The sequence below is a fragment of the Mesobacillus subterraneus genome (genome assembly GCF_020524355.2).
Taxonomy (GTDB): Bacteria; Bacillota; Bacilli; order Bacillales; family Cytobacillaceae; genus Mesobacillus; species Mesobacillus subterraneus_C.
Window position 1 is genome coordinate 1,109,396 of sequence record NZ_CP129019.1, and the last position, 26,007, is coordinate 1,135,402.

29 protein-coding genes and 2 pseudogenes are annotated in these 26,007 nt (G+C 43.2%); 25 read left to right on the forward strand and 6 right to left on the reverse strand.

The genetic code is table 11. The features are described from left to right. Positions 1 to 279: 279 nt before the first annotated feature. From LC048_RS05510 to LC048_RS05525, 4 genes and pseudogenes are all read left to right on the forward strand, one after another. Positions 280 to 921: pseudogene (locus tag LC048_RS05510) on the forward strand (vitamin B12-dependent ribonucleotide reductase); the annotation flags it as partial. 253 nt (positions 922 to 1,174) lie between these two features. After that, a pseudogene (locus LC048_RS05515) lies at positions 1,175 to 2,293 on the forward strand (vitamin B12-dependent ribonucleotide reductase); the annotation flags it as partial. Between the two features lie 99 nt (positions 2,294 to 2,392). Beyond that, entirely contained in the window at positions 2,393 to 3,418 is a 1,026-nt protein-coding gene (splB, locus tag LC048_RS05520; RefSeq protein ID WP_226602068.1) for a spore photoproduct lyase, read from the forward strand. Positions 3,419 to 3,509: 91 nt separating this feature from the next. Then, positions 3,510 to 4,394 (forward strand): patatin-like phospholipase family protein, encoded by an 885-nt coding sequence (locus LC048_RS05525; RefSeq protein WP_306049662.1) that lies wholly within the window; start codon positions 3,510 to 3,512, stop codon positions 4,392 to 4,394. Between the two features lie 25 nt (positions 4,395 to 4,419). On the opposite strand, the gene LC048_RS05530 is transcribed toward LC048_RS05525, so the two are convergent. After that, the gene (locus tag LC048_RS05530; protein ID WP_226602070.1) at positions 4,420 to 4,791 is read right to left on the reverse strand and encodes an SA1362 family protein; all 372 of its coding nucleotides are present in this window, start codon (positions 4,789 to 4,791) and stop codon (positions 4,420 to 4,422) included. A gap of 294 nt (positions 4,792 to 5,085) precedes the next feature. Here LC048_RS05530 and LC048_RS05535 point away from each other — a divergent pair, with 294 nt between their 5' ends. The 4 genes from LC048_RS05535 to efp all read left to right on the forward strand — a co-directional run bounded on the left by LC048_RS05535 (position 5,086) and on the right by efp (position 7,770). Then, positions 5,086 to 5,601, forward strand: a complete 516-nt coding sequence (locus LC048_RS05535; protein WP_226602071.1) for a YqhR family membrane protein — start codon at positions 5,086 to 5,088, stop codon at positions 5,599 to 5,601. Positions 5,602 to 5,679: 78 nt separating this feature from the next. Beyond that, positions 5,680 to 6,126 carry a type II 3-dehydroquinate dehydratase gene (aroQ, locus tag LC048_RS05540; protein ID WP_226602072.1) on the forward strand — a complete coding sequence of 149 codons (447 nt, stop codon included), beginning with the start codon at positions 5,680 to 5,682 and terminating at the stop codon, positions 6,124 to 6,126. A 3-nt stretch (positions 6,127 to 6,129) separates the two neighbouring features. Further along, positions 6,130 to 7,191 carry a M24 family metallopeptidase gene (locus LC048_RS05545; protein WP_306049664.1) on the forward strand — a complete coding sequence of 354 codons (1,062 nt, stop codon included), beginning with the start codon at positions 6,130 to 6,132 and terminating at the stop codon, positions 7,189 to 7,191. Positions 7,192 to 7,212: 21 nt separating this feature from the next. After that, positions 7,213 to 7,770: an elongation factor P gene (gene efp / locus LC048_RS05550; protein ID WP_306049666.1), complete on the forward strand. Its 558-nt coding sequence runs from the start codon at positions 7,213 to 7,215 to the stop codon at positions 7,768 to 7,770. Between the two features lie 400 nt (positions 7,771 to 8,170). Here the strand turns inward: efp and LC048_RS05555 are convergent, their stop codons facing one another. The 3 genes from LC048_RS05555 to LC048_RS05565 form a co-directional block, all read right to left on the reverse strand. Continuing rightward, positions 8,171 to 8,536, reverse strand: coding sequence for a rhodanese-like domain-containing protein (locus tag LC048_RS05555; RefSeq protein WP_226602075.1), 366 nt, complete (start codon positions 8,534 to 8,536; stop codon positions 8,171 to 8,173). Between the two features lie 154 nt (positions 8,537 to 8,690). Continuing rightward, complete coding sequence (locus LC048_RS05560) at positions 8,691 to 9,356, reverse strand: SIMPL domain-containing protein (protein WP_226602076.1); 666 nt, start codon at positions 9,354 to 9,356, stop codon at positions 8,691 to 8,693. Between the two features lie 110 nt (positions 9,357 to 9,466). Further along, on the reverse strand, positions 9,467 to 9,619 hold the full coding sequence (locus LC048_RS05565) for a hypothetical protein (protein ID WP_156972708.1): 153 nt from the start codon (positions 9,617 to 9,619) through the stop codon (positions 9,467 to 9,469). 209 nt (positions 9,620 to 9,828) lie between these two features. Between LC048_RS05565 and spoIIIAA the strand changes: the two genes are divergently transcribed. From spoIIIAA to LC048_RS05605, 8 genes are read left to right on the forward strand one after another with little or no spacing between them, the layout of a single operon-like run. Further along, the gene (gene spoIIIAA / locus LC048_RS05570) at positions 9,829 to 10,752 is read left to right on the forward strand and encodes a stage III sporulation protein AA (RefSeq protein WP_226602077.1); all 924 of its coding nucleotides are present in this window, start codon (positions 9,829 to 9,831) and stop codon (positions 10,750 to 10,752) included. After that, the gene (gene spoIIIAB / locus LC048_RS05575; protein ID WP_306049668.1) at positions 10,753 to 11,268 is read left to right on the forward strand and encodes a stage III sporulation protein SpoIIIAB; all 516 of its coding nucleotides are present in this window, start codon (positions 10,753 to 10,755) and stop codon (positions 11,266 to 11,268) included. It abuts the gene before it with no gap. 19 nt (positions 11,269 to 11,287) lie between these two features. Continuing rightward, positions 11,288 to 11,494 carry a stage III sporulation protein AC gene (gene spoIIIAC, locus LC048_RS05580; RefSeq protein WP_009794945.1) on the forward strand — a complete coding sequence of 69 codons (207 nt, stop codon included), beginning with the start codon at positions 11,288 to 11,290 and terminating at the stop codon, positions 11,492 to 11,494. A gap of 14 nt (positions 11,495 to 11,508) precedes the next feature. Continuing rightward, entirely contained in the window at positions 11,509 to 11,898 is a 390-nt protein-coding gene (spoIIIAD, locus tag LC048_RS05585) for a stage III sporulation protein AD (RefSeq protein ID WP_306050453.1), read from the forward strand. Between the two features lie 32 nt (positions 11,899 to 11,930). Then, positions 11,931 to 13,133: a stage III sporulation protein AE gene (gene spoIIIAE, locus LC048_RS05590; protein WP_306049669.1), complete on the forward strand. Its 1,203-nt coding sequence runs from the start codon at positions 11,931 to 11,933 to the stop codon at positions 13,131 to 13,133. A gap of 11 nt (positions 13,134 to 13,144) precedes the next feature. Continuing rightward, complete coding sequence (gene spoIIIAF, locus LC048_RS05595) at positions 13,145 to 13,771, forward strand: stage III sporulation protein AF (RefSeq protein ID WP_226602079.1); 627 nt, start codon at positions 13,145 to 13,147, stop codon at positions 13,769 to 13,771. Next, a complete protein-coding gene (spoIIIAG, locus tag LC048_RS05600) occupies positions 13,764 to 14,423 on the forward strand; it encodes a stage III sporulation protein AG (protein WP_226602080.1) in 660 nt (219 codons plus the stop codon). Before spoIIIAF ends, spoIIIAG begins: the two co-directional genes overlap by 8 nt. A 3-nt stretch (positions 14,424 to 14,426) precedes the next feature. Further along, on the forward strand, positions 14,427 to 14,972 hold the full coding sequence (locus LC048_RS05605) for a SpoIIIAH-like family protein (protein WP_226602081.1): 546 nt from the start codon (positions 14,427 to 14,429) through the stop codon (positions 14,970 to 14,972). 200 nt (positions 14,973 to 15,172) lie between these two features. Here the strand turns inward: LC048_RS05605 and LC048_RS05610 are convergent, their stop codons facing one another. Further along, the gene (locus tag LC048_RS05610) at positions 15,173 to 16,651 is read right to left on the reverse strand and encodes a methyl-accepting chemotaxis protein (protein ID WP_226602082.1); all 1,479 of its coding nucleotides are present in this window, start codon (positions 16,649 to 16,651) and stop codon (positions 15,173 to 15,175) included. Positions 16,652 to 16,858: 207 nt separating this feature from the next. On the opposite strand from LC048_RS05610, the gene accB reads away from it, so the two are divergent. From accB to folD, 5 genes are all read left to right on the forward strand, one after another. Further along, the gene (gene accB, locus LC048_RS05615; protein ID WP_226602083.1) at positions 16,859 to 17,365 is read left to right on the forward strand and encodes an acetyl-CoA carboxylase biotin carboxyl carrier protein; all 507 of its coding nucleotides are present in this window, start codon (positions 16,859 to 16,861) and stop codon (positions 17,363 to 17,365) included. A 12-nt stretch (positions 17,366 to 17,377) separates the two neighbouring features. Then, complete coding sequence (accC, locus tag LC048_RS05620; RefSeq protein WP_226602084.1) at positions 17,378 to 18,733, forward strand: acetyl-CoA carboxylase biotin carboxylase subunit; 1,356 nt, start codon at positions 17,378 to 17,380, stop codon at positions 18,731 to 18,733. 14 nt (positions 18,734 to 18,747) lie between these two features. Continuing rightward, on the forward strand, positions 18,748 to 19,158 hold the full coding sequence (locus LC048_RS05625; RefSeq protein ID WP_023627378.1) for an Asp23/Gls24 family envelope stress response protein: 411 nt from the start codon (positions 18,748 to 18,750) through the stop codon (positions 19,156 to 19,158). Between the two features lie 392 nt (positions 19,159 to 19,550). Then, on the forward strand, positions 19,551 to 19,943 hold the full coding sequence (nusB, locus tag LC048_RS05630; RefSeq protein WP_226602085.1) for a transcription antitermination factor NusB: 393 nt from the start codon (positions 19,551 to 19,553) through the stop codon (positions 19,941 to 19,943). Positions 19,944 to 19,996: 53 nt separating this feature from the next. Continuing rightward, on the forward strand, positions 19,997 to 20,869 hold the full coding sequence (gene folD / locus LC048_RS05635) for a bifunctional methylenetetrahydrofolate dehydrogenase/methenyltetrahydrofolate cyclohydrolase FolD (protein WP_226602086.1): 873 nt from the start codon (positions 19,997 to 19,999) through the stop codon (positions 20,867 to 20,869). A 249-nt stretch (positions 20,870 to 21,118) separates the two neighbouring features. On the opposite strand, the gene LC048_RS05640 is transcribed toward folD, so the two are convergent. Next, positions 21,119 to 21,325 carry a hypothetical protein gene (locus tag LC048_RS05640; RefSeq protein ID WP_226602087.1) on the reverse strand — a complete coding sequence of 69 codons (207 nt, stop codon included), beginning with the start codon at positions 21,323 to 21,325 and terminating at the stop codon, positions 21,119 to 21,121. Positions 21,326 to 21,407: 82 nt separating this feature from the next. Between LC048_RS05640 and xseA the strand changes: the two genes are divergently transcribed. The 4 genes from xseA to dxs all read left to right on the forward strand — a co-directional run bounded on the left by xseA (position 21,408) and on the right by dxs (position 26,005). After that, complete coding sequence (gene xseA / locus LC048_RS05645) at positions 21,408 to 22,766, forward strand: exodeoxyribonuclease VII large subunit (RefSeq protein WP_306049671.1); 1,359 nt, start codon at positions 21,408 to 21,410, stop codon at positions 22,764 to 22,766. Continuing rightward, the gene (locus tag LC048_RS05650) at positions 22,756 to 22,989 is read left to right on the forward strand and encodes an exodeoxyribonuclease VII small subunit (protein ID WP_226602089.1); all 234 of its coding nucleotides are present in this window, start codon (positions 22,756 to 22,758) and stop codon (positions 22,987 to 22,989) included. Before xseA ends, LC048_RS05650 begins: the two co-directional genes overlap by 11 nt. 2 nt (positions 22,990 to 22,991) lie before the next feature. Beyond that, positions 22,992 to 23,885 (forward strand): polyprenyl synthetase family protein, encoded by an 894-nt coding sequence (locus LC048_RS05655; RefSeq protein WP_226602090.1) that lies wholly within the window; start codon positions 22,992 to 22,994, stop codon positions 23,883 to 23,885. Positions 23,886 to 24,112: 227 nt separating this feature from the next. Beyond that, positions 24,113 to 26,005 (forward strand): 1-deoxy-D-xylulose-5-phosphate synthase, encoded by a 1,893-nt coding sequence (gene dxs, locus LC048_RS05660; RefSeq protein WP_306049674.1) that lies wholly within the window; start codon positions 24,113 to 24,115, stop codon positions 26,003 to 26,005. Positions 26,006 to 26,007 lie beyond the last annotated feature (2 nt).

Here is a 26,007-nt window from a genome sequence, read left to right on the forward strand (position 1 = left end):
TGAATTGCTGGAAACTCTTTTATGACTTGCTGGCTACAACGTAACTGGAAACAGTAAGCGTGAATGCTTAAAAACAGCAAGTGGTTAAAGACAATCAGCAGCCAAGCTCCTTAAAGGGAGAAGGTTCAACGACCATCGAAAGCACGCTGACAGCGGAAGTGAGTAGAGTAGGAATCAAGTGATTCCGAAGTGCGAGGGCACTCAAGCAAGAGTGTAAGATATGGTCTGAGCTTCAGGGTGACCTGAAGAGTTGATGTAGCGAATCAACGTAACAACTTGGCACAGATGATCATGCTTAGTGACTGGCATCCTGACATTGTAGAATTCATCATTTCAAAAATGCAAAATCCAAGGATCCTACGCTTCCTGATTGAAAGCACAAATGATGAATCAATCAAGAAAATGGCGAAGGAAAAGTTGAAATTCACACCACTGACGTTGCAGGAAGAAGCAATGTACCAGGGAATCGTGAACTACAAGAGCATCCCGGGATACGGTGGATTCAGCGCAGATATTATCAAAGCGGCTGAAGAAAAGCTTGCAACAGGCGGAACGTATACCGTCCATAACTCAGAATTCCTTACAGGTGCGAATATTTCCGTCACCCTGACAAAGGATTTCATGGACGCAGTCGACAATGATGCAGATTATGAACTTCGCTTCCCTGATGTTGAAAGCTATGATGCTGAGACAATGAAGGTTTATAACGAAGAATGGCATAAAATCGGTGATGTTCGCGAGTGGGAAACGCTCGGTTATAAAGTCCGGACCTATAGAAAAATCAAGGCAAAAGAACTATGGAACCTGATTAACATCTGTGCGACATACTCAGCCGAACCAGGCATCTTCTTTATCGACAATGCCAACGACATGACAAACGCACAGGCATATGGACAGAAAGTTGTAGCAACAAATCCGTGTGGTAGAGTAGCTTAGTTTGCCTCACGTTAAAAATTGCGGAATAAAGCGGGAACCCTGAGATGGGAATCCGAACCGAAGGCCTTGGGTAAAAACAAGGTCAGGGGCAACGCATAGATGGTGAACCTGCGATAGCAGAATATAATCCATCCACGAGGCCGCAACAATGCTGATGAAGCATTGAAAAGATATGCTGAACTAACGGGAAACGAACCGTTAGAACTAAGGGATAAAAAGCCTTTAGGATAACAAAATGGAACAGCCTCTCGCACCAAATTCTGTCTGCAACCTTGCTGCTGTTAACCTTGCAGAAATGGCGGACAAGGAAACAAGGACAGTGAACTTTGAAAAATTGAAGCGTACTGTAGAAGTTGGCGTGCGCATGCAGGACAATGTCATCGATGCGACTCCTTACTTCCTTGAAGATAATAAGAGACAAGCATTGGGTGAACGCCGTGTCGGTCTTGGTGTCATGGGACTTCACGATCTTCTGATCTACTGTGAAACAGAATACGGTTCTGAAGAAGGGAACAAGCTAGTTGATAAGGTTTTTGAAACAATCGCTACTTCGGCTTACCGTGCATCTGTTGAACTTGGGAAGGAAAAAGGCAGCTTCCCATTCCTTCAAGGCGGTACAGAAGAAGAAACAAACAGGCTTCGTAAGGCATTCACGAACACTGGTTTCATGAAGAAAATGCCTGAAGATATTCGTGAGTCGATCCTCGAAAACGGTATTCGCAACTCACACTTGCTGACTGTTGCTCCCACGGGATCAACTGGTACAATGGTTGGCGTCTCAACAGGACTTGAGCCTTACTTTAGCTTTTCTTACTTCCGTAGCGGCCGTCTTGGCAAGTTCATCGAAGTGAAGGCTGATATCGTTCAAGAATATCTTGAGCGCAATCCGGAAGCTGATCCTGAGAACCTGCCGAACTGGTTCGTTTCAGCGATGGAATTGGCTCCTGAAGCACATGCTGATGTTCAATGTGTCATCCAGCGCTGGATTGACAGCTCAATCAGCAAGACGGTCAACGCACCGAAGGGTTATAGTGTTGAGCAGGTTGAAAAAGTTTATGAGCGCCTGTATAAAGGTGGAGCGAAGGGTGGAACTGTTTATGTAGACGGCTCCCGCGATTCCCAAGTATTGACGCTAAAAGCGGAAGAAAACACGATGGAAGAGGAAATCGACAAGAAAGAAAGACAAAAGCAGCATGTTGTCCTTGTTGATACGATCAATGAATTGCGTTCTACCAATGTAACGATCGGCTCTGAAGTCGGCAATACATGCCCTGTCTGCCGCAAAGGCGAAGTAAAAGAAATCGGCGGCTGCAATACATGCACAAACTGTAACGCACAGCTAAAATGTGGATTATAATAATACTTCAAGAGGATGGAAATATTTTTTCCATCCTCTTTTTTAATTTCTGCTCATACTAACACTATTGACTATATGGAATGAAATGAGGAAATTGAAATGAAAGCTTTTGTACCACAGCTTGTATACATTGAGCCTAGGGCTTTGGAGTACCCGCTTGGGCGGGAGCTAAAGGAAAAGTTCGAGAAGATGGGACTTGAAATCAAAGAGACTACTTCGCATAACCAGGTTCGCGGCATACCTGGAGAGAATGAACTTCAACAATACCGCAATGCGAAGTCGACACTTGTTGTTGGTGTCAGGAAGACGCTGAAGTTCGATACATCCAAGCCCTCAGCCGAATATGCCATCCCGCTTGCGACCGGGTGCATGGGCCATTGCCATTATTGTTATCTGCAAACGACGCTTGGAAGCAAACCGTATATCCGCACATATGTGAACCTTGATGAAATTTTTGATCAGGCGCAAAAGTACATGGACGAAAGAAAACCGGAAATCACCAGGTTCGAAGCTGCCTGTACGTCGGATATAGTCGGAATAGATCATTTAACCCACGCTTTAAAGAAGACAATCGAATTTTTCGGGGAGTCGGAATATGGGCAATTAAGGTTTGTGACGAAATACCATCATGTCGATCACCTGCTCGATGCAAAGCATAACGGTAAAACAAGATTTCGTTTTAGCGTCAATGCCCGGTATGTAATCAAAAATTTTGAACCTGGCACATCATCCTTTGATGAAAGACTGGAGGCAGCGAGAAAGGTAGCCCAAGCAGGTTACCCGCTGGGCTTCATTGTTGCGCCCATTTATATCCATGAAGGCTGGAGAGAAGGCTATCACGAATTATTTGAAAGACTCAGCCATTCCCTTGAAGGAATCGATCTGACAGGCCTAAGCTTTGAACTTATCCAGCATCGTTTCACTAAGCCTGCAAAAAATGTGATTCAAAAGCGTTACCCTAAATCCAAGCTTGAAATGGATGAAGAGAAACGAAAATATAAATGGGGACGTTACGGGATAGGAAAGTACGTCTACCAGACCGATGAAGCAAAGGATCTTGAGTCAACAATTCGAGGGTATATCCATTCTTTTTTCCCTGAAGCCGAGATTCAATATTTCACATAAAACTGAAATTTATAACTTGTACGCCGTACTATTTTACAAATTGAGCGCTTAAAGATGTAAAGATGGGATTACATCGACGGGAGTGGCTCATATGTATATTGACGGCGTTTTTTCCGGCGGAGGAATTAAAGGGCTAGCATTGGTGGGTGCCTGTGCAGCAATCGAAGAACGGGGATTCCGATTTAAAAGGGTTGCCGGAACTAGTGCGGGTTCATTGATAGCGGGCCTGATCGCCGCTGGCTACACTAGCACAGAGATGGCAAATCTTTTGGATGAACTTGACCTGAAGAAATTTCTTGATTCGAGAAAAACGATCTTCCCATCAGCATTGACCAAGTGGCTTTTTGTATACTGGCGGCTGGGTCTCTATAAAGGTGATGAATTGGAGTGCTGGATAGCTGAAATATTGACCGCCAGAGGGCTGCGCACTTTTGGAGACCTTGCTCCAGATGCATTAAGGGTCATCGCGTCCGATCTTACGAATGGCCGGCTGCTAATCCTTCCGGACGATCTACCCAAATATGGCGTTGACCCGAGAACCTTTCCTGTGGCAAGGGCCATCAGAATGAGTTGCAGTCTTCCGTTCTTCTTCGAACCGGTAAAGCTGCGTGACCGGGTCGGCAATAATATCGTTGTTGATGGAGGCGTGCTAAGCAATTTCCCAATGTGGTTATTTGATAAGGATAATGTCAAAAAAGTCAGGCCGGTACTTGGGGTCAAGCTGAGCCAAAATCTGATCCAGCAGCCTACCAACAAAATCAAAAACGCCCTGAATATGTTCGAAGCTTTGTTTGAAACGATGAAGGATGCTCATGACTCCCGCTATATATCGAGAAAACATGAAAAGAATATCATTTTCGTTCCGACAGAAGGTAATTTGACCACTGAGTTCCAGCTCTCAGATGAAAAGAAGCAGGAATTGATTGATCTGGGGAAAAAGAACGCAGAGAAGTTTTTTAAATCCTGGTGTTATTAGCTTTAAAATACAGAAAAAATCGAGCTTAAAACGAAGCCCGATTTTTTTTTCTGCTCTTTTTACCATCTATGACCGTTAAATGTGACGCATCCTTCTTATTGTTGCGCGCGGATGCGAGCGACTTTATTTTTGAACGTTTAGAGGAAGTATTTGCGTCTTTTGGCTGAAACCGCTTTTTGGAACGTTTTGCAGCCTTTTGGAATGCACGTTGCTGCTGTCTTCCCGAGCTAGAACTTGTCAGGCGGGTTACAAGGAAATAAATTAACGCACCAATCAGGGCGATTGTTGCAAGCGTTATAAGGATACTTAATGGATCAGTAAATAACGTAAAGGCGAAACCAAAGATTGCAAGAATGATCAGTCCTGAAACCACATACGTAGAAATACGATTCTTCAATGAAAGCCACCTCCCTACTAGCATCATGAGCAATTTTTCCAGCTTTTAAACTTGCCAACGATTACTTTGTACAAATTCTCCAATTTTATACTCTTCTCCTGCTACTTTTTCCTTTTTAAAAGGGCTTTAAACGATAGATTTTCATTTCAAATTATTACAGCCACTTGTTCAGTTACTTTTATTTTACTAAAAATTAGCACAAACCTCTATATAGTGGACAGCATATGCAACATTTTTTCCAGAAGTGCAATTGATTAGTCTGTCCGGGACATACTAAGTATGGAGGTGCAATTAATGGCAGAAAATCAAGAAAACCTTGAACAGAATCAAAGGGAAAAACCAATGTCTTTCATCGTGATGAGTATAATCACCGGGTTGTTTGGAGGGATTTTTTGGAGTTCGCTTGCTTATTTAGCCTATGTCTTTCATTTTACTGAGATTCGTCCGAATGTCATTCTCGAACCATGGGCTTTGGGAGCATGGAAGAAGCAATGGCTCGGTACGGTTATATCCATTGTTGTCATTGGTCTTTTTTCTACGGGCGCCGCTCTTGTGTATTATGCAGCAATGAGAAAGCTTAAGTCCATATGGGCAGGTGCAGCTTTTGGGCTGGCGTTGTTTTTTCTTGTATTCTATGTGCTCAATCCGCTGTTTCCTGGTATTAAACCTTTCTGGGACTTGTCAAAGGACACGTTGATCACATCGATTTGCATTTATGTTCTTTACGGTGTTTTTGTTGGTTATTCCATATCATATGAAGAAAATGAAAATCGAAACAGTGAGAATAATCAGCAGGAAGTTACCTCTTGAGCGTCTCGTGGTAGTTTTAACGAAATCAATTGTGATAGAATGTTCTTATTGAACATTCTTTTTTTACGGGAGCCTGTCATGAAAAAAATACTTATGCTCAATGGTCCAAACTTGAACCGTCTGGGAAAAAGAGAACCCGGAATATACGGTGTCAGGACTTTGGAGGATTTGGAAAAACGGATGGTCCAGCTTGGTGTGGAAAGCCAGATTGAGGTTACATGCTTCCAATCGAATCATGAAGGAGATCTGATCGACAAACTCCATGAGGCAGAAGACACTGGTTTGGATGGCATTATATTTAACCCAGGAGCCTTTACTCATTATAGCTATGCCATCAGGGATGCGATTGCAGGGATTAATTGTCCCGTTATCGAAGTACATATTTCCAATGTTTATCAAAGAGAAGAATTCAGGCACACATCGGTGATTGCTCCAGTATCAAAGGGGCAGATTGCCGGTCTTGGCTTTCTAGGCTATGAATTGGCGCTTGAAGCATTCAAAAGAGAAGCAAAAGGGGAGGAATAGGTAATGAATAAAATTCAAAAATTGCGCGAGAGCTTTCAAAGGCTCGGAATCGATGGAATGCTGGTCACAAGTGATTACAATCGCAGATATATGACGGGGTTTACTGGTTCTGCAGGCATGGTGCTGATCAGCGCAGAAAAAGCATTATTCATCACGGATTTCAGGTATACCGAGCAGGCTGCAAAACAATGCGAAGGTTACGAAGTGGTCCTGCATAAAGGACTGATTCAGGAAGAAGTGGCGGCACAAGCCAAAAACCTGGGAATCAAAAAGTTAGGCTTCGAAGAAAACCATGTTACATATTCAGCTTATAAAACTTTCGATAATGGTGTGGAAGCTGAATTAGTGCCCGTATCAGGGGAAATCGAAAAGTTACGCTTGATTAAGACTGATTCAGAGATTAAGATATTAAAGGAAGCAGCAGCTATTGCAGATGCTGCGTTTACACATATACTTGAGTTTATTCGTCCGGGCAGGACAGAGCTGGAAGTATCTAATGAACTGGAATTCTTCATGAGAAAACAGGGAGCATCATCCTCTTCATTCGATATCATTGTAGCATCAGGCTACCGTTCAGCACTTCCGCACGGAGTAGCGAGTGACAAGGTGATTGAATCAGGAGATTTTGTAACCCTGGATTATGGTGCATATTTTAATGGTTATGTATCTGATATTACCCGTACATTAGCCGTAGGCAGCCCATCAGACAAGCTAAAGGAAATCTATGATATTGTACTTGAAGCGCAGCTTCGGGGAATGGCAGGTATCAAGCCGGGCATGACAGGAAAAGAAGCCGATGCCCTTACACGCAACTTTATCACCGAAAAAGGATACGGAGAGTATTTTGACCACTCTACAGGGCATGGAATCGGACTAGAAGTACATGAAGGACCTGGTCTTTCCTTCAGATCTGATACCGTCCTTGAAACAGGTATGGTTGTGACTGTTGAGCCAGGAATCTATATTGCTGGACTTGGCGGTGTAAGGATTGAGGATGATACTGTTATTACGAAAGACCATAATGAGTCACTGACACATTCTACTAAGGAACTCATCATATTATAGGACACATTAGGAGGACAAATAATGATTTCAGTTAACGATTTCCGTACAGGTTTAACAATCGAAGTGGACAATGGGATTTGGCGTGTACTTGATTTCCAACACGTAAAGCCAGGAAAAGGAGCTGCCTTCGTTCGTTCAAAGCTTCGCAACCTTCGTACAGGCGCGATCCAGGAAAAAACTTTCCGCGCTGGTGAAAAAGTAGCGAAAGCACAGATTGAGAACCGCAAAATGCAATACCTATATGCAAGCGGCGACCAGCACGTATTCATGGATAATGAATCTTATGAGCAAATCGAATTGCCAGGTTCTTCTATTGAATATGAGTTGAAATTCCTTAAGGAAAACATGGAAGTATACATCATGCAATTCTGCCACGAAACTCTTGGTGTCGAACTTCCAAACTCTGTAGAACTTGAAGTAACAGAAACAGAACCTGGTATCAAAGGTGACACTTCTTCTGGCGGCACTAAGTCTGCGACTTTGGAAACCGGCCTTACAGTACAGGTTCCATTCTTCATCAACCAGGGCGACAGACTCATCATCAACACAACGGATTCATCTTATGTATCTCGTGCATAATTAAAAGTAAAAAACCTGCAGCTATGCAGGTTTTTTTTATGAAAATCTCTGTTATTATTCACTGTTGATATTCATGTAGGTTTAAGAAATCATAAGCGGAGAATTTCCGGCTATTGTATTTAGAGGGAGCTTATGAAGCAGAAATAAGCGGAGATATTCCGGTTAACTGCGATAAATAAGACAAAATCCAACGATTTGGAGTAAATAGACGGAAAAACTACCCTTATTTTTAATCAAACAAGGGTCATTTTCAATTTAAGCGGAATTTATCCGTTTATTTTTCAAATACTGTGAAGGCAACTATCAGATATACCAAAGCTGTATGAAAAAGGCATCTCGAATAACGAGATGCTTAAATATATTGCAGCGCTTGCCAGAGATGGCAAATGCCATCGATTGCCTATTTCTCTATTTCATACGTCCACTCATTCATTCCGCCGGTCATGTTGTAGATATTCTTGAAGCCATTTTCCACGAGGATTTCGCTAGCCTGGGTAGAGCGGTTGCCACTTCTGCAGACGACTAAATATTTTTGGTCTTTATCAAGCTCGGAAAGCATGCTATCAATGACTTGCAATGGAACTAATTTCGCTCCTGGGATATGTCCTGCTGCGAATTCATCAGGTGTACGTACATCCAAAACTTGAACTTCCTCACTATCGATCAATTCTTTTGCTTCATCGACTGAAACATCAGTATAGGAACCGCCACCCGAACAGCCGGTGATCAATAATATGAACATAACTGAAACGAATAATTTCTTCATGAAGATCTCTCCTTATTAAATACATATAGAGGTATTTTAACGTAAAAATATTAAACTGGATATAGATAATTTGTGTCAGCTGTTGTTTGCATGTTCAGCTTATACCGTTATACCACAAAAAAGCCAGGCAATAAGCCTGACTTTTGCACATTCATTAACTAATATATGTTCCTGTTACAGTAGCTTTGATTTCCAGTTGTCCTGGTTCAATCGGTGTCCCGCTCCCGCTGCTTGTATCTAAAGATGCAACTAGGAAGGGACCTGGTGAACCTTTCTGGGCTTCTTCGGTAATTGTGAGTGGGGAAATGGGTGTCTGGATTCCTAAAGTCCGAGCAACAGTTTGTGCTTTGTTGTATGAATCAACTACTGCCATTGAAAGTGCGCGATTGTACAATTCCTGAGGCTCTGCTACGGAAAATTGTATATTCATGATCTCGTTTGCGCCATTTTCAACAGCAGTGTCGATGATCAATCCTGCCTGTGGAAGATTCCTGATCGTGATCGTGTACAGATGTGTGACACGATATCCCTGAAAGAACTGCTTGCCGTCCTCATAAGTGTAAATTGGGTCGATCCGGAAATCGGCCGTTTTAATATCATCCTTTGCAATTCCAAGGTTGTGCAAGGCTGCTAACATTTCATTGGATTTTGCGGCATTTTCAGCCTGTGCAGTTTGCAGGTTTTGATTTTCGGTCCGAACGCCAACCGTTGCTGTCGCCCTGTTTGGCGCAGCAAACACAGAACCTTCTCCGCTAACAGTGATCTTTTTTCCATTTCCGAAACTGTTGCTACGGTAGCCTTTATACAATCCACTATCCATCCAGCATCCCTCCACACTACTTTTTCTATTACCTATTTCTATGTTGGTATTGAAAAACAAATAACGGTCATAGAAAAAAGCGTGGTATGGGATTAAAGGAACTGAACCTTTTACTCACCAGCTCCAGGTGCTTTGTCAGTGTCATTCTTGTTGTTATATTTAGTGTCTGTCATCGGTGATTCCTTTGGACTTCTGCCGCCCCCAAGGTATGAAGCGCGGTCGTCTCTCTGGACTTTCTGGAACTTCTTGTGATCCTCATTCATTTTTATCAACTCCTTTCGACATTATTCTTTTCGTTTAAAAGCGATATTATTTCGTTTTAGCAATGCAGCTAGCTTAAAGCCTTCATGAAAAATATCGTATTTGATCAACACTTTACAAACTATCTCTATCAACCGTCCACGAATCTGCCGGTCATAAAGTGGCCAAGCAGGCATACATATTAAGTAAGCGTATGTCAGGAGGATCGATGATGGACGATATCTTATCTTTTTTGCCGAAACGAATTGCGGAATTGCTGGATGCAGTGCCTCCTAATGACAAAGATGGAATGGAAGAAGTGCGGATACGAATTAACCGGCCGCTTGAAATAACGGTAAGAGGAAAGCCACAATTCCTGCCGTACATCATTCCGCCTGAGGATGCTGTCCAGCTATTGAACAAGCTAGGGCATTTTTCAATGTATACCTTGGAGGAAGAACTAAAGCGAGGCTATATCACGATTGCCGGAGGTCATCGAGTGGGATTGGCAGGCAAAGTGATCCTTGAAAATGGCTTTGTCAAAGCAATAAGGGATATTTCTTCCTTTAATCTGAGGATCGCAAGGGAAAAAATCGGGATCGCAGAGCCGTTGCTTCCATACATTTATCAGAATGGCTGGAAGCATACAATGATAATTGGACCGCCCCAGACTGGAAAGACCACATTGCTCAGGGATATAGCAAGGATGATTTCCAATGGAATTCCTGATAAGAAATTGCCTCCTCTAAAAGCAGGCATTGTGGATGAGCGATCGGAAATAGCAGGGTGTGTAAAAGGGGTCCCGCAACTTACATTTGGACCAAGAGTAGATATCCTCGATTCTTGCCCCAAGGCCGAGGGGATGATGATGATGATCCGCTCAATGAGCCCCGATGTCCTGATTGTTGATGAGATCGGCCGCAAAGAAGACGGAGAAGCAATTCTTGAAGCCGTTAATGCAGGAATAAAATTGATCATGACAACACACGGAGATTCGCTAGAGGATATCCAGAAAAGGCCAACGTTGAAGCCGATTTTGGAGATGGGGATTTTTGAGCGATTTGTGGAACTTGGAAGGATTTCTGGCCCGGGAACAATTATCTCGATCAGGGAAGCAAGCGGGAAAGAAATCCGCCAAAAAGTGAGAGTGACATAAATGATAAAAATAATTGGCGCTATTTTAATTATCCTGACCACGACTTGGACAGGTTTCGAGGCATCAAGGCACCTTAGCGAGCGTCCAAGACAGCTTAGGCTCCTGAAGTCGGCACTTCAATCTTTGGAGGCAGAAATCATGTATGGACACACACCACTGCATGATGCCTCGAGAAAGCTCGCTGCCCAGATGTCTAAGCCTTTATCCTGGTTTTTTGAAGCTTTTTCTAAAAAGCTGACAGAATCCGATACAACAGTGAAAGCCGCATGGGAAGAAAGTCTGAAAGAAGTATGGAAACTGACCGCCTTCAAACAGGGGGAGTTTGAAATCATGAAGCAATTTGGTGAGACGCTCGGCAGGCATGACCGGCATTCACAGCAAAAACAAATCCTGCTGACGATCTCCCATCTGGAAAGAGAAGAAGCAGATGCCTGCGAAAAACAAATGAAATACGAAAAAATGGTGAAAAGTATCGGCTTTTTATCTGGCTTATTATTAATCATCTTACTGATATAGCGTTTAGGAGGAGGACAAGATGGGTCTTGAAGTGGATATTATTTTTAAAATCGCAGGTGTAGGCATCGTCGTTGCATTTCTACACACCATACTCGATCAGGTGGGAAAGAAGGAATATGCACAGTGGGTAACCTTGTTTGGGTTCATCTACATCCTTTTCATGGTGGCGTCGATTGTCGATGATCTCTTTCAAAAAATTAAGTCTGTTTTCCTATTTCAAGGGTAAGGGAGGGCTCTGCCATTGAAATTCTTCAAATAACAGGTGTAGCACTGATCGCGACTTTCCTGACCCTGATTGTCAAGGAACAAAAGCCGAACTTTGCTTTCTTGCTGATTGTGTTCACTGGTTCAGCGATCTTCCTCTTTCTGGTTGATCAAATCTACCAGATAATTTCAATGATCCAAAGTCTTGCGGCTAATGCGAAGGTAAATCTCGTGTATGTGGAAACGATCCTGAAAATTATTGGGATTGCCTATATTGCCGAATTTGCTGCCCAAATCACAAAAGATGCAGGTCAGGGTGCAATTGCTTCAAAGATAGAGTTAGGTGGGAAGATCCTTATTCTGACCATGACCATTCCAATCCTCACCGTAATGATTGAAACCATCATTCGCTTGATTCCGGGCTGATTGATAGCCCTCCCGTAAAGAGGTGAACATAGTTGAAGCAGCGTCTGCAGTTTATCCTTGGCATTCTATTGATCCAATTATTCTTTTTCATTCCAATTGTACAAGCTGCTGGTGACGAAGAGAAAACCAGCTCCTTGATCAATCCGGATAAAATCGCCGGAGCACAGCTTGAGGACTTGAATATCGATGAGCTAAAAGGTTTCTGGGAAGATATCATCAATAAATATGATGGTTATTTGCCCGAAAGCCAGAAAGGCAGTCTATATGATTTCATCAGCGGTGAAAAAAAGTTTTCAATGAAAGAATGGTTCAAAGGCATACTGAATTTTGCATTCCATGAATTTATCGTCAATGGAAAATTATTAGGTTCACTTATTTTGCTCACCGTATTCAGTATGTTTCTTCAAGCCCTGCAAAATTCTTTTGAAAAAAGCACGATCAGCAAGGTTGCCTATTCTATCGTGTTCATGGTCCTCATCATTATTGCGCTCAACAGTTTCCATGTTGTGGTGGATTACACAAATGACACGATAGGCACAATGATTCAATTCATCCTGGCCTTAATCCCGCTGCTCCTGGCCCTGATGGCAACATCCGGGGGGGGCCTGATATCGGCAGCATTTTTCCATCCAGTCATCATTTTTATGATGAACACCAGCGGTATGTTCATCCAATATGTCGTGCTCCCGCTCTTATTTCTTTCAACCCTTCTGAGTATCGTCAGTATCCTGTCAGAGCATTACAAGGTCACACAGTTGGCGAGTATGCTCAGGAACTGGAGTGTCGGGCTGCTGGGTATTTTACTAACCGTATTCCTGGGTGTCATTTCTGTTCAGGGAGCATCCTCAGCCGTAACAGATGGAGTCACTGTAAAGACGGCTAAATTCATTACCGGCAATTTTGTTCCGGTGATCGGCCGTGTGTTCACGGATGCGACAGATACCGTGATCAGCGCTTCGATGCTGCTTAAGAACACAGTCGGTCTGGCGGGTGTGGCCATACTTCTAATCATCGCTGCTTTTCCTGCCGTGAAAATCCTGATGGTAGCATTCATATATAAATTTGCCGCTGCGATTCTACAGCCTTTGGGTGGCGGACCAGTGATAACCTGTCTTGATATTATCAGCAAAAGCATCATCTATGTTTTTGCCGCACTGGGAATTGTTTCACTTATGTTCTTTTTGACGATTACGGTCATTATTGCCGCTGGAAATCTAACGATGATGGTGAGGTAGGGGGAGAAGAAATGGGTTTTATTAAAGAGTGGGTTACCAATATTATTATCTTCATCCTCCTGGCGACTGTCCTTGACATGCTGCTGCCAAATTCTAGTTTCCAAAAATACACAAAAATTGTTACTGGCCTTATTTTAATCGCCATCATTCTGTCCCCGGTCATGAAACTATTTACTTCAGACTTTGAATCGGCGATCGCTTCTATGGGCCAATTCAATCATTTGGAGAATGAAAATGTAAAAAATTCAATAGAATTTCAGAAAAAAGAAATACAAGCATCCCAGCATGCATATATTTTAGAAACAATGGCTGTCCAATTGAAAACAGCCGCAGAGGAGGAGTTGATGGAGCAAGAAGGAATGGAGATTGCTAATATCGAGCTTGCAGTAAATGATCAGGATCAGCGGCCTTTCCCTGAAAACCTGGAGTATGTCATCGTGCATGTGAAAAAAGCCGAAGATGAGGGAGAGACTGTGGCAGTAGTAAGAGAAGTAGAAATTGATACGAACGCACCCCTTCCATCAAAACAAACCTCTCAGAATACAGATCAAATATCTTCTCTTCTGTCAGAAAAATGGAATGTTCCTGAAAAGTCTATTCAAATAATGATAGAAGGGGGGAGTGACGAGGATGGATAATGAGAAGGGTCCACTAAGCTGGCTTAAGAAGCAATTGAGCGGCAAGGACGGACCGCCAGAGAAGAAATCTGGCAAATACCAATACTTAATGATTGTCGTCCTGTTCGGGGCAGCAATCATGCTCATAGGCAACATCCTGGGTGACCAGAATCCCGATGTGGCGGTTACAGCCACGAAGGAGGCAGGAACTGAAGAGGAAGCTGCCGTGTTCGGACAAAAGAAATCGGCAGGCAATGACGTCATTTCCGAGTATGAAGAAGCTTATGAAGCCCAATTGACCGAGATGCTCGAAGGTATTAATGGCGTTGGGGATGTCACAGTTTTTGTAAACGTGGACGCTACTGACAAGAAAGTCTTTGAAAAGAATACGGTCATCCAATCACAGACCACTGATGAAACGGATCGTGAAGGCGGCAAACGCAAGGTCCAGGACGCTTCACAGGATGAGCAGCTGGTCATCATCCGCAACGGTGAAAAAGAGGTTCCTATCGTTCTGGAGACAAAGAAGCCAGAAATCAGAGGAGTTCTCGTAGTGGCAAAGGGTGCCGAAAATATACAAGTGAAAAAATGGATTATCGAGGCCGTCACCAGGGCTTTGGATGTACCAAACCATCGGGTGGCTGTCATGCCTAAAAAATCTAAGGGGGAATAATAGATGTTATTGAAAAAGCAAACGGTTTGGTTATTGACGATGTTAAGTCTTGTAGTGGTACTGTCGGTGTATTATATTACTGCACCTGAGCAGCAAAAAGCAGATCTTGCAGGTGTTGAAGAGCAGCAGGCTGAAGGTAAAGAAACAGCGGCAACAGAATCCAAGGATGGCAAAACAGTCATTTCTGGCATTGCAAGCGATGAAAAGTTCGAAGCACTTCGCATGAAGCTTGAGGAGCAGCGCACTAAAATGAAGGAAGACCTCCAGGCAATTGTGGCTTCCACTGACCTGCCTGCCCAAGACCGCAGCGACGCTATTGAAAAGATGAACGAGCTTGATGAAGTGGCTCAAAAGGAAGGCGTACTTGAAACATTGATTACTTCAATGGGCTATGAAGATGCACTTGTCCGTGCTGACGGAGAAAACGTCAGAATCACGGTGAAAGCTCAGGAGCATTCAGCATCTGCAGCAAACGAGATCATTCAGATGGTGCGTACAGAACTTGGCTCATTACAGCCAGTAGCTGTACAATTTGAGCCTGTAAAATAAATGAACGATAAGTAAAAGGGAAGGCGAAGGCCTTCCCTTTATTTCTGAATAAGAGAGTATAAAATTTTTGTATTTAGATTAGTGTCTAGCTACGCTCCTAACTCATCGAGACGCTTCGGTCCTGCCAATGAAGTCAAAGAACGACTTCACTGTCAGGACCGAAGCGCTTTTCGGGGCTGAACAAGGCGCTTGCGCTATTCTTATTCCTGCAGCTTAATTAAGTTATCCAAAGATTGATGTGCTGCTTCAACTGATTTAAATAAATGTTCATGATGTTCGCTCTGCGAAATTGCTGATGATGAAATTTCCTCCAGCGCGGCGCTTGCCTGCTGGATGACGGAGCTGAAGCCGGTAATGGAACTTTCGATTGCCATTGAGGAATCCAAAATGGTTCTTGTCAGACCCTCCTGCTCAGTAATGTCACTCTTCAATACTTTGAAAGTTTGGTGTATAGTTTCAAATGCTTCCATTGTCTCTGCAGCTAATTCAAGGTTTTGTGTAAGTTTTTCCGCCGTCAGGTTAACCCCTTCTTTTGTTTTAGAAGTATCGCTCATAACGCTTTGTAAGTTTTCGGTTATTTGCGTCGCTGTATTACTTGTGATGTCAGCGAGCTTCCTTACTTCTTCTGCAACGACGGCGAATCCTTTTCCGCTTTCTCCAGCACGCGCTGCCTCAATAGATGCGTTCAATGCCAGCAAATTAGTTTGGGAAGCAATTCCCTGGATATCCGCTGCAAAGCTGGTTGTTTCCTTGATCAGCGCGGATAGAGACAGGATGTGTGAATTGACATTCTGCATATTCTCATATGAAGCTGTCAATTCTGAGATAAGGCTGGACATCAGTTCATCGCCTTTATCTGAAACCATTTCGGCAGTCATTGCGTCCTGATGCAACTTTGTTACAAGTTGAGATGTTCTGGAGATGACCTGATTTGTACTCTCAAGAGATTGGGTGATATCCACAACTGAATCAGACTGAATATTGATCCCAGCAGATATCTCTGTTACGGACTGGGTCATTTCAATGGAAGATTGATAATTTTCCTTGCTCTTGAATTTAACATCATCTATCAGCTTTGCAATGCTCCTTGTATTGCTTTCGATTACTTTGCGTGTCTCTAGATCTTTTATCAACAGACTCTCTGTTTCCTGCTGTGCCGACACAATCGTTTGAGCGAGCTTCTTGGAGATGGAAAACTGAAAGCCAAGCATGACTGTAACCAGCATATACAATAGATAAATAGTTACATAGTTTTTCGTTTCCAATGGCAGCTCGTGGTTATGCATCAATGTGAATGCCGTGATAATTACAAACCCGAGACCTGAAGCCAAAATCAGTAATTTCCTGTCCATGTAGATCGCTGCGGCAGCAAGGATAAAATAAAGAAGCGTATAGGCAGTAGGTGAGACACTAGTTTCCATAATTAAGAAAAGTACTGCGGAAACAATGACAACAGAAAGATAAGGGATTAGTTTCGTTAACTTTTTTGAATAGTGGAGAAATGCAACGATTCCTACTCCGGCTCCCCCGCCCACTATGATTGAAAAAATTACGGCAATTTCCTTATGCATTGCAATATCAACAACTGCAGCCAAAATGACAGATACCAATGTGGCTTTGACGATTAAAGAATTTTTTCTTTCCAAATCATCTCTCTTAATTTCTTCCATACTTTTCATCGAATGTATTCTCCTCTAAAATTCAACTACTGTTATATTCGCTAGAAATTTCGCGATTCCTGTCGTATGAATTCACTTTTTTTTCAGAAAATATTAAAATAGAGAAGGAAGACAAGAAACAGCGTTCCATATTGAATTTTTACATGGTATTATCGTATAGTATTAGTATCTAGTCTTAATTATGAAATGGACAAGGGGTGCCTAAAGATGTTAAAAGTACAGGAAATCAGAGAGTTAATCAAATTAGTGGACCAATCAAGCATTGACGAATTTTCATATGAATATGAAGGATCAAAAATCAAGATGAAGAAGCATGGAGCAGCCAAATCTGTAGTTGAGCATGTTCAGCCAAGCGCACCAGCATCTGCTCCACAACCAGTGCCGGCAGTTCAGGAAGCTCCTCGAACTGAGCCTAAGCTTGAAGCAGCAGCTGTACAGGAAGTGAAGCAGGAAGAAACCGAGGATACTTCCAATTTACATAAGATTGTTTCACCAATGGTTGGAACTTTCTATCAATCTTCCTCTCCTGAAGCAGATGCATATGTAAAAGCAGGCTCAAAGGTCAGCAAAGATTCAATTGTATGCATAGTAGAAGCCATGAAGCTCTTCAACGAAATCGAAGCAGAAATAAACGGGGAAATCGTTGAAATTCTTGTTAAAGACGGCCAGCTGGTTGAATACGGCCAAGCTTTATTCCTGGTCAAGCCCGAATAAGGAGCGATATTGATGATAAAAAAATTATTGATAGCCAATAGAGGAGAAATCGCAGTCCGGGTCATCCGTGCCTGCAGGGAATTGGGAGTCGAATCTGTAGCTGTATACTCTGAGGCTGATAAGGAATCACTTCATGTACAGCTTGCTGATGAAGCATATTGTATCGGACCGAAAGCTTCAAAAGACAGCTATTTGAATTTCACAAATATTATCAGCGTAGCGAAACTGACTGGTTGTGACGCCATCCACCCTGGATATGGTTTCCTTGCTGAAAATGCTGATTTCGCCGAGCTTTGCAGAGAGTGCAACATCATTTTCGTCGGACCATCTCCTGAAGCAATCCAACAAATGGGTACGAAAGATGTCGCAAGGGAAACAATGAAGAAGGCAAATGTTCCAATCGTTCCTGGATCACAGGGAATCATTGAGAGCACGAAAGATGCTGTCAGCCTTGCAAACGACATCGGTTATCCTGTCATTATCAAAGCGACAGCAGGAGGCGGGGGTAAAGGAATCCGTGTTGCCAGAACGGAGCAGGAGATGATCAAAGGCATCAATATCACCCAGCAGGAAGCGATGACAGCATTCGGTAATCCGGGTGTTTATATTGAAAAATATATCGAAGACTTCCGCCATGTTGAAATCCAGGTGCTTGCAGACAGCTATGGCAACACCATTCATCTCGGCGAACGTGATTGCTCAATCCAGAGGCGCCTTCAAAAGCTTCTCGAGGAAACACCATCACCTGCACTTGACGGAGAAGTAAGGGCTGAAATGGGAGCAGCTGCAGTCAAAGCGGCGAAAGCAGTTGATTATACCGGAGCCGGCACGGTAGAATTTATTTATGATTATCACAATCGTAAATTTTATTTCATGGAGATGAATACTCGCATACAGGTTGAACATCCTGTAACTGAAATGGTAACAGGCGTCGATTTAATCAAAGAACAGATCAAGATTGCTTCAGGTGAAAGGCTGAACCTGAAACAGGAAGATGTTGAGTTCAATGGATGGGCGATTGAATGCCGCATCAACGCAGAAAATCCTGCAAAAAACTTCATGCCATCTGCGGGTAAAATCAAAATGTATCTCCCTCCAGGCGGATTTGGTGTTAGAATAGACTCAGCGGCATATCCTGGTTATACAATCCCGCCTTACTATGATTCAATGATTGCGAAGGTCATTACTTATGGAAGCAGTCGGGAAGAAGCAATTGACCGCATGAAGAGAGCGCTTGGTGAGTTTGTGATTGAAGGCATTCACACAACCATCCCGTTCCATCTCAAGCTGCTGAACCATGAGGATTTCGTGGAAGGGCAGTTCAATACAAAATTTTTAGAAATGCATGATCTTATGAAAGAAGAATAATAGGAGGTCTAGCCATGAGTGAACAGCAACATTTACTTGAAATGAGCCATGATGAGAACGGCTTAGGGAAAGTGGAAATTGCACCTGAAGTAATTGAAGTCATTGCAAGCATCGCTGCATCCGAAGTAGAAGGTGTAACGCAAATGCGCGGCAGCTTCGCGGCTGGAGTAGTTGAAAGACTAGGTAAGAAAAATCACGGCAAAGGTGTAAAGGTCGAACTTGCAGAAGAAGGAATCAAGGTTGACGTTTATTGTGTCATGAAGTTTGGCGTGTCCATTCCTGTGGTTGCTCAAAAAATCCAGGATAACATCCGCCAGGCATTATTGAACATGACTGCACTTGATGCAACTGAAGTAAATATTCATGTAGTCGGCGTCCAGTTTGAAAACCAAAAAGTAGAACCTGAAGTCGAACAAGAAGTTTAAACACCGAACCAAAGGCATAATTATGCATGCCTTTGGTTTTTTTTGTAGTCCAGGGAGTTTTTCCTCCTGGTAACATTGAGACTCAGAGTGTTTGAGGTTGGGGTAAAATTTGGTGCTGTAGCGAAAAAGTTGTCCGTAGTAACTCCAAATAAGGGTAATACCCATTCCCGCCACAGAAGTTACTGTTTGTGGGAGTATATAATGCTAAGTGTTAAAGTTGCCAGTGCTGTTCTAATTTACTCATAAATTATTAGCTGATAAGAGATATTTCCGTTTGTTTTGATTAACTTTTTTTAAAAAGTGAAAAATAATAGGAAACCATGCGTAAAAAGATATGATATGCTATTATTTTGTTAGAATCAGACAAGCCATTAAAGGAGCTAAAGAATTCAATGAAAAGAAGAACAGCACGAGAAAAGGCATTACAAGCCTTATTCCAGATTGATATAAGCAAGGTGGAAGTTTCAGACGCGATTGAACATGTCCTTGAAGAAGAAGCCGGGGATGATTACCTGAACAAGCTTGTGAACGGTACGGTTGAGCATCAGCAAGAAATCGATGAAGAGATCAAGACGTATCTAGAAAAATGGTCGCTCGACAGAATTGCAGCTGTTGACCGGAATCTTTTGCGCCTTGCCGTATACGAGTTGAAGTATTGTAACGAAGACGTACCAATGAATGTCGTTCTTGATGAAGCGATCGAAATTGCAAAATTATATGGGGATGACCAATCAAGCCGTTTCATTAATGGTGTTCTGTCCAAAGTAAAGCGGAGCATTTCCTAAAAACCATTAAAGCAGGCGGTTGGACCTTCCCTGATCACATAGGGGGAGAAAGTATGGCTGCTAGTATTATTGATGGAAAAGAAATTTCTAAAAAGAAGAAACTCGAAATTGCCGACGAGGTTCAGGAGCTGAAAAAGCAGGGAATGACTCCAGGCCTGGCTGTGATACTTGTCGGTGATAACCAGGCATCGAGAACCTATGTCAACAGCAAGCAAAAAACTGCAAGGGAACTTGGGATGCATAATGTTCTGATAGAATATCCTGTCTCTATTACTGAACAGGAGCTATTGGCTAAGATTGACGAACTCAATCGTGATGAAAACATTCACGGCATCTTGGTTCAGCTGCCTCTTCCAGATCACATCAGTGAAAAAAATCTGATTGAGGCTATTTCCCCTGAAAAAGACGTTGATGGCTTCCATCCAATCAATATTGGTCGGATGATGACTGGCCAGGATGCTTTTTTACCGTGCACGCCATATGGTGTAATGGTGATGATGAAGGAAATAGGGTTTGACCTTGCAGGGAAGCATGTAGTTGTCGTAGGCAGAAGCAATATTGTCGGCAAGCCGGCAGGCCAGCTTTTCTTGAATGAAAATGCAACAGTTACATACTGCCATTCGAGGACAAAAGATTTAAAGGAACACACGAAACAGGCGGATGTAGTCATAGCCGCAGTCGGGAAAGCCGGCCTGATTACCGCTGACCATATCAAACCAGGAGCTGTCGTCATCGATGTTGGCATGAACCGCGATGATCAAGGCAAACTGTGTGGTGATGTAGCCTATGATGAAGTCAAGGAAAAAGCCGGCTATATCACTCCTGTACCTGGGGGTGTTGGTCCAATGACCATCGCCATGTTGATGTTCAATACCATGAAGTCTGCAAAGAACCGTTTGAATAGACTGCAAAATTCAAATCTATAAGGGCGTGATTCTGTCCATATCTGTTATAAGTTAGAAACTGAAAATCCACTTATGTAAAGTGACGAATCGGGATTCTAAATTTATAATGGGTATGGGCAGTTTTTTGATATTAAAGAAAGCATGTACTTTTTAAACTTAGATTAGTGTCTAGCTTCAGCGCCTAGACCGTCGAGTCACTTGTCTAGCTGCGGCTCCTAGCTCCTCGAGACGTTTCGGTCCTGCCAATGAAGTCAAAAAGCGACTTCACTGTCAGGCCCTCCAACGCTTGTCGGAGCTGGGCAGTCGCCTCCGCTTTTCGAATTGTCTAGTTTCGCCTCCTAGAAACTCCGAAACTTCAACTCCGCCGGCAGAAGCAAAAAGCGCTTCTTTGTCGGAGTCTCCAGTTTCTCCGTTTCTGGTCAGTCGGCTATACATTTCGGTTTCGATCCTGTCAATGAAGTCAAAGTACGACTTCACTGTCAGGACCTCCAGTTCTCGCCGGGTCTGCCCAAGGTGCTTAAGCTTTTCTAATTAATAGTTCCACAAAAGGAGTTTCTAAATGGATAATCAGCGTTATCTAACCGTCAACGCGTTAACCAAATACATAAAACGAAAATTCGATGCCGATCCGCATCTTCAGGGCGTCTATATCAAAGGGGAGATTTCCAACTTTAAAAGGCATTCGAGCGGTCATATGTATTTTACGCTCAAGGATGAGAAAGCCCGAATTCTTGCTGTCATGTTCGCTGGTGCCGCCAGGACCATGAATTTTAAGCCTGAAAATGGCATGAAGGTTCTGGTAAGAGGAGATATCTCAGTGTATGAAGGCAGTGGACAGTATCAGGTATACATAAAAGAAATGAAAACCGATGGAGTTGGCGATTTATTTGTTGCTTATGAGCAGCTGAAGAAGAAGCTTGAGCAAGAAGGCCTTTTTTCTCCAAAGTACAAGCAGCCTATACCGAAGTACCCAAAAGCCGTTGGCATTGTTACTTCACCAACTGGAGCAGCAATCCGCGATATTTTAACAACAATCAAGCGAAGATACCCCATTACGAAGATACTCATTTTTCCTGCACTGGTACAGGGAGAACAGGGAGGCCCATCCATTGTTAGGGCAATTGAGAAGGCAAATGCAAGGGCAGATATTGATGTTCTGATTATTGGCCGCGGGGGCGGATCGATTGAAGAGCTATGGAATTTTAATGAGGAATCTGTTGCCAGGGCAATTTTCTCCTCGAAAATTCCTATTATTTCAGCAGTCGACCATGAAACAGACTTTACAATCGCTGACTTTGTCGCGGATATGAGAGCACCGACTCCAACTGGAGCGGCGGAGCTGACCGTTCCTCATATCCAGGAGCTCAGTGAGAGGGTAATGAACAGAGAAACAAGATTAATGAGGGCGATGAGGGAAAAGGTGTTCTTCCAGCAGGAGCGCTATCAGCGGCTGATCAGGTCATATGCCTTTCGTTATCCAAGGAAGTTATATGAACAAAAACTTGAACAAGTAGACAAGCTGACAGAATCGCTGACTCGTGGAGCTGAAAAGCTTTATTTTTCAAAAAACGATGCACTTCTTCAACTGAAGAGAAGATTAGAACGAAGTCACCCAGAAGAATTGAGAAAGGTGTCTGCTGACAGGCGCGTAAGAACTACGAGGGCTTTAAACAGAGCTATGACAGCCGTTTTATCTGAGAAGCGAAAGGAGTTCCAAGGAATACTTTCAACGCTTGAAGCCTTAAGCCCTCTGAAGATTATGGATCGAGGCTATAGCCTTGCATACACAGACGATGGTGAACTGATCAAAACAGTCTCCCAGGTAAAACCTGAACGGAAAATAAAGGTGAAGCTTTCTGATGGAAGCATTCAATGTGTTGTGACAGATATCAAGGAGAGTGAAAACAATGGCGGATGAAAAAAAACTAAGTTTTGAACAGGCGATGGATCAACTTGAGACTATAGTTGAAAAACTTGAAGAAGGCGATGTGCCTTTGGAAGAAGCGATCTCTTTTTATAAAGAAGGAATGGAATTATCCAAGCTTTGCCATGATAAGTTAAAGAATGTGGAAGATCAGCTGGCCCAGATCATTACTGAAGATGGACGAACTGAAGGTTTCTCCATAAATGAGGAGGAATAGTATTGCAGCCTGTTTCACTTGATTCTTTTGCAAAAAAATATAAGACACTTGTCGAGGAACGGCTTAGAGAGGTTGTTGGTGCCCTTGAGACGCCGGAGAATCTTGCTAAGGCAATGCTTTATTCACTCGAAGCAGGCGGGAAAAGGATTCGTCCTCTACTCACTTTCGCCGTAATCGAGGCATTCGGAAAAGACCCCAATGATGGGCTTGATGCAGCTGCGGCGATTGAAATGATCCATACTTATTCACTTATCCATGATGATTTGCCAAGTATGGATGATGATGATTTGAGAAGAGGGAAGCCGACGAACCATAAAGTATTCGGTGAAGCGACTGCCATTCTTGCAGGCGATGCTTTATTGACATTGAGTTTCAACTTGCTGGCGGACATTCCTGAGGATGTCGTACCTGCCCCTGTTAAGCTTGCACTTATCCGCGAATTATCCGCGGCTGCTGGTGCTCTTGGTATGGTGGGCGGTCAGGTAGCAGACATGGAAGGGGAAAATAAGAAGCTGACGCTTGAGCAGCTTGAATATATCCATATTAATAAAACAGGGAAATTGCTCGAATACAGCATCATTGCAGGTGCAGAAATTGCCGGGGCAGCTTTGGAGCAAAAGGAAACACTGTCCAAGTTCGCCTACCATATTGGCCTCGCATTCCAGATCCGCGATGATATCCTCGATCTTGAGGGTACTGAAGAAATGATCGGCAAGCCTGTTGGAAGCGACACAGTTAATGAAAAAAGCACGTATCCTGCTTTACTTGGATTGGATGGAGCCAAAGAAGCGCTTGGTTCCCATTTGCAAAAAGCGAAAGCTTTACTTGCCAAAAGTGGGCTTGAGGTTGGAATTCTTGACCAGATCACTGATTTGATTGGACTGCGCAATCATTAGAGCAGTCGCCTGAGAATAGTACAATAGTGAGCAGTGTGCTATAATTGGCTGTTGGCACGGCAGTGTTGGCAGCTTTTTTTATACATAAATTAGAAAAATAGACGCATATTTGCAGGTAGTGCTTGAAAACCTTTCTTTACTTAATATATGTTATTACTAACAACGTTTTCAGAATATGAATGAACAACGAGGAATAATAAGTCAGAAATGAAAGTGAGTGGTCCGAAATGGATCTTTTATCAATAAAAGACCCTTCCTTCTTAAAGAACCTTTCGAATAAGGAATTGGAAGAGTTAAGCGGGGAGATTCGGCAGTTTTTAATTGAAAAACTATCGGTTACAGGCGGACACATAGGACCTAACCTTGGTGTTGTTGAATTAACGATTGCCCTTCATAAATGTTTTGACAGCCCCAAGGATAAATTTCTTTGGGATGTTGACCATCAATCATACGTACATAAAATCCTAACCGGAAGAGCATGCCAATTTGATACGTTAAGGCAGCATAAAGGACTGTGCGGTTTTCCAAAGATGATTGAAAGTGAGCATGATGTCTGGGAGACTGACCATAGTTCAACTTCACTATCTGCTGCAATGGGAATGGCGATTGCCCGTGACCTGAAAAAGGAAGATTCCCATATCGTTCCGGTTATCGGTGATGGTGCCCTAACAGGAGGCATGGCTTTAGAGGCCTTGAATCACATCGGGCATGAAAAGAAGAAGCTGATTGTCATTTTGAATGATAACGAAATGTCGATCGCTCCTAATGTCGGCGCATTGCATAATGTGCTTGGCCGCCTTCGGACAGCTGGTAAGTACCATTGGGTAAAAGATGAACTTGAATACTTATTAAAAAAGGTTCCGGCTATTGGCGGTCAGCTCGCGGCGACTGCCGAAAGAATCAAGGACAGCTTAAAATATCTGTTTGTATCAGGCATCTTTTTCGAGGAATTAGGATTTACTTATCTCGGACCGGTAGATGACCATGATTACGACGACCTGTTTGAAAACCTAGCATATGCCAAAAAACAGGAAGGGCCTGTATTGTTGCATGTGATTACGAAAAAAGGCAAGGGATATAACCCGGCTGAAAATGATAAAATAGGCACTTGGCATGGAACCGGTCCTTATAAAATGGAAACTGGTGATTTTGTAAAGCCAGATTCCTCACCACCAGCCTGGAGTAAGCTAGTTAGTGAGACAGTCAGGAAAATCGCGAGGACAGACGAACGTATTGTTGCTGTAACACCTGCTATGCCTGTTGGTTCAAAGCTTGAGGGTTTTGCGAGCGAATTTCCTGACAGGATGATCGATGTCGGGATTGCTGAACAGCATGCGACTACTTTTGCAGCTGGACTGGCAACGCAAAATATGAAACCATTCTTGGCAATCTATTCGACCTTCTTGCAGCGGGCATATGATCAGGTGGTCCATGATATTTGCCGCCAGAACTTGAATGTGTTCATTGGAATTGACCGTGCCGGACTTGTTGGTGCTGACGGTGAAACTCACCAAGGAGTATTTGATATCGCCTTTTTAAGGCACTTGCCTAATATGGTATTGATGATGCCGAAAGATGAAAATGAAGGACAACATATGGTATACACGGCCCTAAAGTATGACGAAGGCCCGATTGCGATGCGTTATCCACGAGGCAATGGGTTGGGTGTGCCAATGGATGAAGAGTTGAAAGAAGTCCCGATTGGTACATGGGAAGTGCTTCGTGAAGGTGAAGACGCAGCCATCCTGACATTCGGAACGACAATTCCGATGGCAATCGAGGCAGCAGAGATCCTTGGTAAGCAAGGCATATCTGTAAAAGTCGTCAATACCCGTTTTATCAAGCCTCTTGATGAAAAGATGCTTGTGGGCATCCTGAATGAAAACATGCCGATTCTTACAATTGAGGAAGCTGTGCTTCAAGGTGGATTCGGCAGCTTCGTGCTTGAAACAGCGCATGATCTCGGCTATCAGCATGTCGATATCGACAGGATGGGAATTCCGGATCAGTTCATTGAGCATGGCAGTGTCGATAAGCTTCTTGAGGAAATTGGAATGACAACAGAAGATGTCGTCTTGCGAATGCAGAAGCTTGCGAGACAGAAACAAAAAAGGGCGTAGCA